This window comes from Aureitalea sp. L0-47 (assembly GCF_026126405.1).
Classification (GTDB): Bacteria; Bacteroidota; Bacteroidia; order Flavobacteriales; family Flavobacteriaceae; genus Pukyongia.
Window position 1 is genome coordinate 36722 of sequence record NZ_JAFMTQ010000009.1, and the last position, 12415, is coordinate 49136.

General features: G+C 42.9%; 8 protein-coding genes and 2 tRNA genes. 5 read left to right on the forward strand and 5 right to left on the reverse strand.

Annotated features, from left to right (window positions below):
- Window positions 1–48: 48 nt before the first annotated feature.
- The 5 genes from J1N09_RS10005 to porU form a co-directional block, all read right to left on the reverse strand.
- Window positions 49–1644, reverse strand: a complete 1596-nt coding sequence (locus J1N09_RS10005; protein ID WP_265200043.1) for a pyruvate dehydrogenase complex dihydrolipoamide acetyltransferase — start codon at window positions 1642–1644, stop codon at window positions 49–51.
- A gap of 3 nt (window positions 1645–1647) precedes the next feature.
- Complete coding sequence (gene pdhA, locus J1N09_RS10010; protein ID WP_265200044.1) at window positions 1648–2646, reverse strand: pyruvate dehydrogenase (acetyl-transferring) E1 component subunit alpha; 999 nt, start codon at window positions 2644–2646, stop codon at window positions 1648–1650.
- Window positions 2647–2777: 131 nt separating this feature from the next.
- Complete coding sequence (gene cdd / locus J1N09_RS10015; RefSeq protein ID WP_265200045.1) at window positions 2778–3269, reverse strand: cytidine deaminase; 492 nt, start codon at window positions 3267–3269, stop codon at window positions 2778–2780.
- A gap of 4 nt (window positions 3270–3273) precedes the next feature.
- Window positions 3274–4434 carry a type IX secretion system outer membrane channel protein PorV gene (gene porV, locus J1N09_RS10020; RefSeq protein ID WP_265200046.1) on the reverse strand — a complete coding sequence of 387 codons (1161 nt, stop codon included), beginning with the start codon at window positions 4432–4434 and terminating at the stop codon, window positions 3274–3276.
- Window positions 4435–4472: 38 nt separating this feature from the next.
- A complete protein-coding gene (gene porU, locus J1N09_RS10025; protein WP_265200047.1) occupies window positions 4473–8321 on the reverse strand; it encodes a type IX secretion system sortase PorU in 3849 nt (1282 codons plus the stop codon).
- Window positions 8322–8529: 208 nt separating this feature from the next.
- Here porU and gldJ point away from each other — a divergent pair, with 208 nt between their 5' ends.
- From gldJ to J1N09_RS10050, 5 genes are all read left to right on the forward strand, one after another.
- Complete coding sequence (gene gldJ, locus J1N09_RS10030; protein ID WP_265200048.1) at window positions 8530–10209, forward strand: gliding motility lipoprotein GldJ; 1680 nt, start codon at window positions 8530–8532, stop codon at window positions 10207–10209.
- Between the two features lie 98 nt (window positions 10210–10307).
- Window positions 10308–11588, forward strand: a complete 1281-nt coding sequence (locus tag J1N09_RS10035; protein ID WP_265200049.1) for a UDP-N-acetylmuramoyl-tripeptide--D-alanyl-D-alanine ligase — start codon at window positions 10308–10310, stop codon at window positions 11586–11588.
- A gap of 74 nt (window positions 11589–11662) precedes the next feature.
- A tRNA-Val gene (locus tag J1N09_RS10040) sits at window positions 11663–11737 on the forward strand.
- A 65-nt stretch (window positions 11738–11802) separates the two neighbouring features.
- A tRNA-Val gene (locus J1N09_RS10045) sits at window positions 11803–11877 on the forward strand.
- Window positions 11878–12066: 189 nt separating this feature from the next.
- A complete protein-coding gene (locus tag J1N09_RS10050) occupies window positions 12067–12393 on the forward strand; it encodes a hypothetical protein (protein WP_265200050.1) in 327 nt (108 codons plus the stop codon).
- The last annotated feature ends 22 nt before the right edge of the window (window positions 12394–12415 follow it).

Consider the following 12415-nt stretch of genomic DNA (forward strand, 5'->3'; position numbering starts at 1 on the left):
CAGAAGTACAACACGGGACTAACAAATGATTTGAATGATGAAGCGTAATTAAACGAACATCGTTACAGGGTTTTCTATATACTGTTTTAAGGTTTGTAAGAATTTCGCGCCTGTGGCTCCATCCACGGTACGGTGATCACATGCCAGGGTAACTGTCATTGTATTACCAATGGCGATGGCCCCATTCTTAACTACCGGTTTCTCAACAATGGCTCCAACAGAAAGGATAGCAGAGTTCGGCTGATTGATAATAGAGGTAAACTCCTTGATACCAAACATTCCTAAGTTGGAAACAGTAAATGTGCTTCCCTGCATTTCTTCGGGGGTAAGCTTCTTATCCCGTGCTTTTCCGGCCAGTTCTTTAACCTGGACTCCAATTTGCGAGAAGGTCATGCCATCTGCAAATTTTAATACGGGAACCACCAGTCCTTCATCTACCGCTACTGCCACCCCTATGTGGATGTGTTTCGCAATTCGGGTTACTTTATCGGCCCATGTGGAATTCACCTGTGGATGCTTTCTCAAAGCCATGGCACAGGCTTTAACGATCATGTCGTTGAATGAGATCTTCACATCCGGAGCGCTGTTGATCGCTGTCCGGGATGCGATGGCATTGTCCATATCCAATTCAATGGTAAGGTAGTAGTGCGGTGCCGTGAACTTCGATTCACCCAGGCGTTTCGCGATGGTCTTCCGCATTTGAGAATTGGTCAATTCTTCAAATGACTCTTCTCCAACCGGTACATAAGCCGCCACACCGGCAGAAGCAGGTTGGAAGTTCTCAATATCTCTTTTAATTATTCGGCCATTTTCACCGGATCCCCTAACGGAGGCAAGTGATATACCTTTATCCTCGGCTAGTCGCTTAGCAAGCGGGGATGCAAATATTCTTCCGTTGGTTGTGGTTACTGGCGCTGTATGTTTTACTTCTTCCACCTTAGCCGGTTCTGGCGCAGATGCAGCTGCTGTTGCTACTACTTTTTCAGATGTTTTTGGAGCAGCAGGCTTAGGCTTCATGCTAATATTGGAAACGTCTGTGCCTGCAGGACCAATAATTGCCAACAGGGCATCTACATTTGCCGTTTCTCCTTCACCAATCCCAATTTTCAATAGTGTTCCCGAATAGAACGATTCGAATTCCATGGTGGCCTTATCGGTCTCGATCTCTGCCAGGATATCTCCTTCTTCCACCATATCACCTTCTTTCTTCAACCAGCTGGCTACGGTCCCTTCTTCCATGGTATCACTCAGACGCGGCATGGTAATGATAGAAACCCCTTCAGGAATTTCGGATGACTCCGAGCTGCTATCGGTCGTTTCTGAAGATGCTTCAGTAACATCCTCCTCAGTTCTTTCCTCTGTCTTTGGAGCGTCTCCTCCGGTAAGAAGCGCCGAAATATCTTCTCCTTCTTCACCAATTATGGCGAGTAATTTATCTACTTCGGCTGTTTCTCCTTCAGCAATACCAATATGGAGCAGTGTTCCTTCATAAAAGGACTCGAATTCCATAGTGGCCTTATCCGTTTCAATCTCGGCAAGGATATCGCCCTCGGAAACCTTGTCTCCAACTTTTTTAAGCCAGCTCGCCACGGTTCCCTCTTCCATGGTATCGCTGAGGCGCGGCATGTTTATTATCTCTGCCATAGTTTATAATTTGTGGGGTAAAAAAGGATAATCTTCCTGTTCGTAAACTGTATCGTACATCACGTTCTTCTCCGGATATGGCGAGTCCTCAGCAAATTTTTCACACTCCTTAACTCTCTCCTTTACCTTTTTTTCGATGGCCCCGATCTCATCGGTAGTAGCCCATTTCTTTTCGTAAATATGATTCAACACATAATCGATAGGGTCTTCTTCCTGCTTTCTTGCAACTTCTTCCTTGGATCGATAGTGCTGGGCATCACTCATTGAGTGACCTCGATAGCGATAGGTTCTTATTTCGAGGAATGAAGGTCCTCCTCCGCTTCGCGCTCGTTGAATGGCTTCGTCCATCTCTTTGGCAACAACCTCAGGTTTCATACCGTCTACAGGCTTACATGGCATCTCGTATCCAAGACCTAATTTCCATATCTCACTGTGGCTCGCGGTTCTTTCTACCGAAGTTCCCATGGCATAACCATTGTTCTCAACACAGAAAACCACCGGGAGGTTCCACAAAGTTGCCAGGTTAAATGTTTCGTGCAGTGATCCCTGACGGGTAGCACCATCTCCCATATAGGTTAAAGTAACCGAATCCCTTTCATGGTATTTATCTGCAAACGCAAGACCCGCACCTAAGGGAATCTGTCCACCAACAATTCCGTGACCTCCGTAAAAACGATGTTCTTTGGAAAATATATGCATGGACCCACCTAATCCTTGTGAGGTTCCTGTTCCTTTACCGTAAAGCTCGGCCATGACTCTTTTCGGGTCTTCTCCCATACCAATGGGTTGTACGTGATTCCGATAAGCAGTGATCATCCTGTCCTTGGTAAGATCCATCGCGTGTAAGGCACCTGCAAGGACTGCTTCCTGCCCATTGTACAAATGCAGAAAACCACGAACTTTTTGGTTGATATACACCTGCGCCAGTTTGTCTTCAAACTTTCGCCAGAAGAGCATATCCTCATACCACTGAAGATATGTTTGTTTCGTAATTCTTTTCATTTAAGAAGTATGATTGATCCGAACTATATATTTCGCTCAAAATTTAGCGAATAACAAAAATACTATATTCTGAAGTACTACAAAAAACCTTACTACTAAATTAAATTCCGAAAACGATTTAGGAGACGATTTTACAATTTTTCAAGAAAGGAACTGTCGAAAATTAGTGGTAGGAGATCACGTATCGATCCCGATTTCACCACTTTTCCTGTCTCACCCATGAAATAGAGCGCGATTGGTTGGCCCTGGCCCACTTCGTATTCGGCCAAAGACTGGCGACAGGCTCCGCAGGGAGGGGTGGGTGTGTTAATAACCTTATGACCGGATTTTACCGTAAGGGCCAGGTGCAATATTCGTTCGCCGGGATAATTCGCCCCGGCATAAAAGACCGCAACCCGTTCTGCGCATAATCCGGAAGGAAAAGCCGCGTTTTCCTGGTTGTTGCCAGTAACTATAGTGCCATTAGCTAGTTCAAGTGCTGCTCCCACCTTAAAACGCGAATAAGGCGCATAAGCATTGTCTCTTGCTTGCTGCGCCTTATTTATTAGGTTTTGGATCGTATCCGGTAATTCAGAAATCGAATCGTAGACTTCCAGATATGTCTCCAGCTTATGTTTTTTCAAACTCTTAGTATTCGCTATACTCGTCTCCGAAGTTGAAGGTGAGTCCGAAACGAAGCGTACCTTCTAGCGGGCTTCTCACTCTTGAAGTAGAGAACAAGTATGAAATGTCGATATTAATCGCTGTGTAACGGAATCCTGCACCAAGAGAAAGGAACTTTCTGGATCCTTTCTGATCACTTTCATTAAAATATCCTGTTCTGAAAGCGAACACATCCTGGTACCAATATTCGGCACCTAGTGCCCAGGTAGTTTCCTTTAGCTCTTCGCTGAAACCGTCTGGAGCATCTCCGAAGGATTTGAAGATACCTGAAAAGAAACTGATAGACTCGTATTCTTCATCGTCTTCCGCATCGATATCGCCATCACCGTCAAAATCCTGAGGCGTTGGAACAAGTAGCTTGTTGATCTCGGCGTTCACACCGATCTTGTTGTAAGCATCAAGAATGAAATCGAATCCACCACCAATAGCAAGGTTGGTAGGCAGGTTATTCTCCTGTCCCACTTCATCGTACTTGATCTTTGGACCAATATTCGAAATATTGAAACCAGCTCTCCATCTACCGTCAAAATTATCGTAAGCGATCTCTTCAGACTGGTAATAACCGGCAATATCTACCGCGAAAGTACTTGCCGCGGAAGCATCTTCAATAGAAGCCTGGATTCTTAAGTCGGATCTCAGGTATCTACCTGCTACCGCCATCGAGAATCGTTCACTCAAACGTAACGCATAAGACACGTCGAATGTGAATTCGTTCGGGCTTTGGATCAAAGGATCCTGATCTATGGTTTCTCTAAGTTCGATATCTCCAAGACTGAAGTATCTTAAACTCGCACCAATTGCACTACGCTCATTGATACGGTTGTAGTATGTTAAATTCCCAAGGAAAATATCATTTACTAACTGACTTAGATATGGTGTATAGGTCACACCTACTCCCTGCTTTGAAATTGCGAAGGCGTATTTCGCCGGATTCCACTGTTGTGAAAAAGCATCAGCAGAAGTAGCCACACCAATATCACCCATACCTGCAGCTCTTGCGTCAGCGGCAATCAGGATGAATGGAACCGCTGTGGTAATTACACGCTGGTTCGCAGTAGAATTGTCCTGTGCAACAGCCTTAAAGACAAATAGACAAATGAATATTAGAATAAAAACTTTCTTCATGAGGTTCAAATTTTTGGACAACAAATATAGTTTAATTTTTAAAGGATAACCAGTTTTTCAAATTTTTCAACTTTCTGGTTAGTTAACGTAGATTTAACCGTAAGCTTGTATACATAGACACCTTTTCCGATTTTATCGCCAAAATCGTCCAAACCGTTCCAAACGATCTCCCTGGAAAGGAAACCATCTGTGTTAATGATCTGATTCTTAGTCCAAACCACTTTACCGGTAACAGTAAAGACCTGCACCTGCACTTCCAGTGGCTCGAACGGCCTGTTGTGATTGAACCAGAATTCGGTGTAATTCACGAAGGGATTTGGGTAATTAAGTACTCGTGTAATCTCCAGCTCATCATTCCCTGCAACCACAAACTGAATATCCATGGTAGAGGAGTTATTATAGGTATCCCAGGCTTTCAGGGTAAGCGTGTGCGGTCCTTCTTCCAGGTCCCTCAGCTTATAAGTGGCTTTCCCCATGGTGAAATCATCTAGTTCTGCCTGGTAATATTCGTTTAGCACAAACGGATTGGCCTCATCACCGTCTATAATTGCAGTGATATCATGCCCGATACCACTCGCAGTATTGATTCCATTCTCGTCTTCTAACTTGGCTATTAAGATAGGTGCATCGTTGGTTATACCTCCTGATGTAAAGCTTTCATCATTCATAAAGAGGCTTATTAGTGGCCCCTGGTTGTCTTCCGGGGCATCTTCGTTAAGCCCACCAACTTTTAACCTTAGATCAAAACCTGTTTGATCCTCCAATTGAAGGTCTCTCTGCGAATACAAACTCACCCTACCAGTATCCACGGGGATCTGGATATCCCGGGGAACCACAAATTCAAATTCAAAAGTTCCATTTGAAACTGTTGCCTGGCCGTTGAATAAGATTTCTCCAAGAGTAACAAAGTTTAATATTACCAATTGATTGGCACTATCTCTCGTACCATCATTACCAAGCGTTTGTCTTTGTACGTTTTTATCGAAAACTTTACCCTCTAGCACCCCGTTGTAATTATTCAACCTATTCCCTAATTGATCCACAACTTCTCCTCCTAGTCGTACCCTACTTAGAGCTTTTAAGGTATCAGTTGCCTGTTCTATGGGCACACCGTTCAATGTTGTTAAGCGCACACTTTGCTTCGGAAAGGCCAGGTGCATCGATGGATCTCCTACATAAAAAACCACGTATTTATCGGAGCGTTGAATATTGTTCCTCGCGATCCTCAGGGCTTCCGCCGGAGGATTGATGTTATTAGTCCCAAATCCGAATAGTTCGGGAGCCAGTTCCTGGTTGTACAGTACCCCAGTTCCCACTCCGATGGACCGGGTTGTTGTGATCAATGATATGGCACCACCTCTCGAATTCCAATAAGTGAGTTCTCCCGCCGTTGTTCGGAGTGGATTGTCAAACTTTGTAAACTCACAGGTCACTGTAACGATTAATGGGTATTTTCCTTTATTCTGAAGATTAATTGCCTGGTCCTGGGTGAAAATAAACTCTTTAGAAAGACCGTCTTCACCCCCATGTCCGAAATAATTCAGCACCAATGTACCTACTTCGATGGCATTGTCCATTGCATCATTTACCTCCGGATAGCGATTACCACCGGCAGAGGTCTGCTGTTCATAAGCATCCATATGGATCTTCTTCACATTAACGAAAGGTTTATTAGCCGAAATATCATCTCCAAGCGCGTCAAGGTCAAATTGAAGGCCTGAATCAGAAAGATCGTCAGCATCATCGGAAACCAAGACAAAGTTATTACGCCAGTTCCCGTAGGATTCTTTGGTTCCATATTCGATGATCTTATCCACCAGGGTATTCGCAAGGCCCACATTGTCGGCCAAAATGCGCCCAGTAGCGATATCCGACATATCACTTAGGTCCATGGTACCTTCATTGCCATCCATCATAGCGTAGTATTCGTCCGACATATAACTACCAAAGGTGCTAACCTGGAACAAGGTGTCATATAAATGATAAACAGGAACAATATTGGTATTGCCCGAAAGTCGATCCTTGTAATCAACCGACGCATCCCCAAATAGGCAAAGATATTTTATACGTTTTTCCGGTGAAGAGGCATTGTCGTAAATGTATTTCACCAGATTTCTTATAGCGGTTATGTCCTGCTGTCCGGAACTGAATTCTTCGTAGATCTTATCCGTGGTTATCACCTTAACATTCAGTCCGTCCAGCTCTTCCCTGTGTCTTGCAAGGCGCAATGCAGGCTGTAATAAAAAAGGTGAGGTGACAATTAGGAAATCAACATCCTTAAAGTTTCCGGAGGGATCTCTAAAGATCGTTCCCTTAATGTCCTGGTTGAATACAACCGACTGCTCCGCCTGAAGCGGCGTGAAGTAATCATTTGGGTTAACAGCAATATATTCCCGTATGATTCCCATAGTAGCCTTAAAGGCAATAGAAGAGGCCCCGCCTTGGTTCAATTTTGAAGAAATATTGCGCTTGTCCGTGACATCCCATACCTGTGTAAAGCCTCCGGCATTAGTAATTTGATATTCACCTATCCCTGAAGTGATCGCCGCATCCTCATAACGAAAAGACAGTTGCTCACCATTACCTGCAAGCCTGCGCAGTGCCCCAACTCTCAAATAATCAATATATCCGATACTTGCCGGATTACCTGCATTATTATAGGCCAGGTCAATAGTTACCGTTTCCCCTCCTGCCGGTATCTCACTATTTACATATCTAAGGTCTAACAACTTCGGATCGTCGATCCGCTGGAAAACTACAGGATCAATACTCGTTCCATTCACCGAGATTGCCATGGAAGTCTGCACCTCACTTGCTGCGGCAAGGGCAAAATCGATTTCCATATCCGTTCCTGAAACAATATTTGGAAAAGTGAACTCATAAGTTTGTTCATTTTCTATATCAAACCTATTTCCAAACCATTTCCTACCCACCAATGCCGGTGAAACTTCATCTACTTCGTGAAACCGGTAGTCATTAAAGGTGCTAATAGTCACATTTGGATTGCCCGTTGGTTCCACCATAGGCTGCACTCTTAAACCAGTCGATCCACCCGAAGTTACATAATAATAGGTGTCGTCACTATATGGATTAATGTTTGTTGGATTTTCTTCATTAAAACCCGCCGACTTTCCGTAGAATAAAATAAAATCCTGGCTGTCGAAAGATCCATCTTCCTCTCCAATTATCTGGATCGCATTCTCCGGAAGGTCGTATTCTGTGTTGTTATCGTTTAGTTCCGGCAAGGGATCTCCACCATGGCCATAGATCTTTATGGTGCGCGGGTCCACTCCATCGGTATTCATTCCCAGGTTGTCCAGAAATGCTTTGTCAACCCTGTATACACCTGTTTTATCAATTTTGAATTTATACCAATTGCCGCTTGCTAAAACAGAGTTGGTTAGTGGGATCCTTCTAGAGCTACTTTGATTAGTTTGATAACTATAGGAGAGATTGAATGATTCTATTCTTTTGAAAACACCATTGTCCTTAATAATTGGAACTATAGTAAAAGATGTGTAGAGAACATTCCTGGAGTAAGTACTCTTTATATTATAGGATGGGCTCGATGGAATTTGAGATTTATCCACATCTGAAAGTTCCGAGGGTGACACCGTAGCGTAGGTAATCCCTGAAATCCTGGCCGAATTCGGATTTGCCATTCGGGAATCTTTCCATACCTGGGAGAACCTTAAACCATGGCGACTTACTTCCAGGCTCCTTTTATCCTCATTTGCCGTTTCTACGCCTTTGTTCTCGGCTTTTTTCTGAAACGATCTTTGAGTTTGGGTATTGTCATTCCAGTCTATTCGGATGGTTTTGGACTGTCCCACCACCACAAAAGGGGCTGAGAACAGGATAAAAAGGAGTACAATTTTTTTCATCATAACAATTAACGCTCTAAATATACGGTTAGTATGAAATATGCATCAAAGATTTAATGAAATTTGTGAGTACATAATAAAACCGATTCTTAAGCGTTACCATTGAGGTCGGCATTGTTTGCAAGGCCTTACGCTATATTATAGTTAAAATAATATTGCGCTTTTATCGTTAATTACTATATTGCGAACCCAATTTTTCATATTTGAAACTATGAACTTGAGAAAAACCTTAGCCTTAAAGCTACTTATTGCTGTATTTGCAGTGGCTGTATTTGCTAGCTGTAACAAGTCCCGAGACTACAAAAACAGCTCCAGAGCAACGGGTTGGAAAATGAACGCCAAAGAAGGCGGTTTACAGTACAATCCCAAAGCAAAAGAACAGGAGACTGGCCCCGGTCTTGTTTTCATCGAAGGTGGAACATTCACCATGGGTAGAGTACAGGATGATCCAATGCACGATTGGAACAACACCCCTAACCAACAACACGTTCAGTCGTTCTACATGGACGAAACGGAAGTTACCAACCTTATGTACCTTGAGTACCTGGATTGGATAAAATCTGTGTTCCCACCGAGTGACGAGAACTATCGAAAAATTTATGAAGGTGCAGTTCCAGACACCTTAGTGTGGAGGAACCGACTGGGTTATAACGAAGTTATGACCAATAACTACCTGCGCCACCCGGCCTACGCAGACTATCCTGTAGTGGGTGTTAGCTGGATCCAGGCTGTGGAGTTCAGTAATTGGCGTACAGACCGCGTGAACGAGTTAGTCCTCGAGCAAGAAGGATTTACTACGCGTAATGCCAGATACGATGTTGAAGCTGGACAAACCTTTAATACAGACACATACCTGAATGCTCCTACCCTAACCTACGGAGGAAGCGATTCTATTACCCGAGGAGGGAAACGTTCAGAGGCGTTATTAAAGAGAAACGAAGATAGTACCGGACTTTATGTACAACGCAAAGACGGTTTGCTATTACCAGATTACAGACTACCAACAGAAGCAGAGTGGGAATATGCCGCTCTTGGCCTGGTTGGACTACGAAATTATAACGTATATCGCGGAAGAAAGAAATACCCATGGGACGGGCAGTATACCCGCTCCGGAAAGAGACGAAGCAGAGGTGATCAACTGGCTAACTTCAAGCAAGGTGATGGTGACTACGGTGGTATTGCCGGATGGAGTGATGATGGTGCCGATATTACTGCTGAAGTGAAATCCTTCGAGCCAAACGATTTCGGTCTATATGACATGGCCGGTAACGTTGCCGAATGGGTAGCCGATGTATATCGTCCGATCGTGGATGATGAATTCAACGATTTCAACTACTATCGTGGTAATGTTTATACCAAGAATTACATTGGCGACGACGGTAAAGTTAAGGTGGTGACTGCTGATTCAATTGTGTACGACACCCTTTCAAACGGAAAAATCATTGCCAGAAACCTACCTGGAGAGATTCTGCAGGTTCCTGTTGACGAAAACGAAACATATCTAAGGACTCAGTTTTCGGATAGTGACAACCGCGATTACCGCGATGGAGATCCTCGATCTACTCGCCACTATACCTCCTTCGGAGACGTTGAAGAGAGTGAAACAAACGACAACAAACGTATGTACAACTCTCCAAAGCATTCAGTGTATGCGGATAGCACAGGTACAATGGAACGTGAATACGACAAGAACTCAAACCGTACAACACTTATCAATAACGAGGTTCGTGTTTACAAAGGAGGATCATGGAGAGATCGTGACTACTGGTTAGACCCAGCGCAGCGACGCTACTTCCCTCAGGACATGGCAACCGATTATATTGGTTTCCGTTGTGCGATGTCCAGAGTTGGTTCCAAGAGTAAAAAAGGTAAACGACCACGTCACAAATAGAAATATTTATAGTTTCAAATAAATGAAACCCTCCTGAACAGCTTCGGCGTTTCGGAGGGTTTTTTCGTATCTTTAACTCACTTAAAAAATTGCCTCCCTTGAAAATTGAAGTCCTTCATAAACTGTTTCTAAAAAGCAGTGGAGTTTGTACCGATACACGGAAAATTACTAAAAACTGTATTTTCTTTGCTCTGAAAGGTGAAAATTTCAATGGAAACCAATTTGCCCAGGATGCACTCGACAAAGGTGCTATGCGAGCGGTTATCGACGACATCTCAGTTCATAAGAATAGCGGCGAGACCATCCTACATGGAAATGCTCTGGGCCTTTTACAAAAACTTGCCACCTATCATCGGAATTATCTCCAGATTCCAGTTATTTCACTAACCGGAAGCAATGGCAAGACCACTTCAAAAGAGCTTATAAACGCAGTACTCTCCAGAAAATTCAACACTTCGGCTACATCGGGAAACCTAAACAATCATATAGGTGTGCCGCTCACCCTTCTTTCAATGAACGAGCATACGGAGATCGGTGTTGTGGAAATGGGTGCCAACCATCAAAAGGAGATCGAGTTCCTGAGTGAAATTGCGCAACCGGATTATGGGTACATTACCAATTTCGGAAAGGCGCACCTGGAAGGTTTCGGAGGAGTGGAAGGAGTGATCAAAGGCAAGAGTGAACTCTACAAATTCCTGGAACAAAACGAGAAATTGGCCTTTGTGAACGGTAATGATTCCAAGCAGATGGAATTAACTACCCAACTGAAGCGTTATACCTTCGGAAGCGGTGACTTTGATTGTCCTGTGCAGCTAAAAGACGCGACAGATCGGCTAAAACTGGAATATAAGGGAGTTAGCATTCAAAGCAATCTCATCGGGCTCTATAATTTTCACAATATAGCCGCTGCAATAGCAATTGGCCAATACTTCGAAGTTCCTGCGGAAGATATGAAAACAGCTATTGAGTCTTATGTTCCGAAGAACAACAGGTCACAGATACTTCGGAAAAACGGTATTGAATTCATTATGGATGCCTACAATGCCAATCCAACAAGCATGATGGCAGCCCTTGAGAACTTCAAGCAGGCGAAAGGTGGAAATAAGATCATGATACTTGGGGATATGTTCGAGTTGGGCGAGGCGGCAGCAATGGAGCACCAAAACATTGTGGATTATCTCGAGTCGGATCCTTTTGGTCAGGCCTACTTGCTCGGGGCTAATTTCAATGGCACTAGCACTTCAGAAACACATATTCAAACTTTCGAAACCTTTGAAGACTTTACCAAAGTATGGCCGAACCTAGATACAAAAGATGCGACAATCCTGGTAAAAGGATCGAGAGGAATGGCACTGGAGCGGGTTCTGGAGTTGATTTAATTAATGTGCCTTTTTTTCAGTTTAATATTTGCGTTAAATAAAAACTACCTTATATTTGCATCCGCTAACTGCAAGGGCGCGTAGCTCAGTTGGTTCAGAGCACTTGGTTTACACCCAAGGGGTCAGGGGTTCGAATCCCTTCGCGCCCACTACAAGATCCACCTTAAATAAGGTGGATTTTTTGTTTAATAGATAGTATCTTTGAAAGCAATAAGGGTCATTAACTCAGTTGGTTCAGAGTGTTACCTTGACAGGGTAGAAGTCACTGGTTCGAATCCAGTATGACCCACGATTAAAACCTGTATATATTTGATATGCAGGTTTTTATGTTTAAAGAGGAAAACATTTGAGGGAAACAAAATTGTTTTTATGTCTTTTATGAATCCTGAAACTATTATTTTTTATAGCTGATAAAGTTCATTCGTTGAGGTGAAAATTGTAAATCGTATTACATTTATAGAATATTAAATATGATATTATGAGTAATGACTTCAAGGAAAAGGAAATTAAAATAAAAAAAACAGATAGTCTAGAATCTTTTATAGAAGAAGTTGAAAGGATTTATAATCATTATAAAGTTATTGTTGATGATTTTAATAATCTTAAACTTTATACGATAGAGACTAAAAGAGAAAATATCATGAAATTATCGAATAGTCTGATGGAAAAACTTAATGAAGCCATTGATGAATTTGAGATTCATAATAAAAAAGAATTATTAAGGAACGTCAGAGAAACTCGTGATAAATATGTTAAACGATTTGACAACTACATAGAGAGTTATGAAATTAAATATCACATTTAGTTTCATTTAATTTTTCTTGGGA

Excerpts from the sequence above, each read along its gene's own strand:
- J1N09_RS10005 (WP_265200043.1), bottom strand. The coding sequence starts at position 1,644 with ATGGCAGAGATAATAAACATGCCGCGCCTCAGCGATACCATGGAAGAG.
- pdhA (WP_265200044.1), bottom strand. The coding sequence starts at position 2,646 with ATGAAAAGAATTACGAAACAAACATATCTTCAGTGGTATGAGGATATG.
- porV (WP_265200046.1), bottom strand. The coding sequence starts at position 4,434 with ATGAAGAAAGTTTTTATTCTAATATTCATTTGTCTATTTGTCTTTAAG.
- porU (WP_265200047.1), bottom strand. The coding sequence starts at position 8,321 with ATGATGAAAAAAATTGTACTCCTTTTTATCCTGTTCTCAGCCCCTTTT.
- gldJ (WP_265200048.1), top strand. The coding sequence starts at position 8,530 with ATGAACTTGAGAAAAACCTTAGCCTTAAAGCTACTTATTGCTGTATTT.
- J1N09_RS10050 (WP_265200050.1), top strand. The coding sequence starts at position 12,067 with ATGAGTAATGACTTCAAGGAAAAGGAAATTAAAATAAAAAAAACAGAT.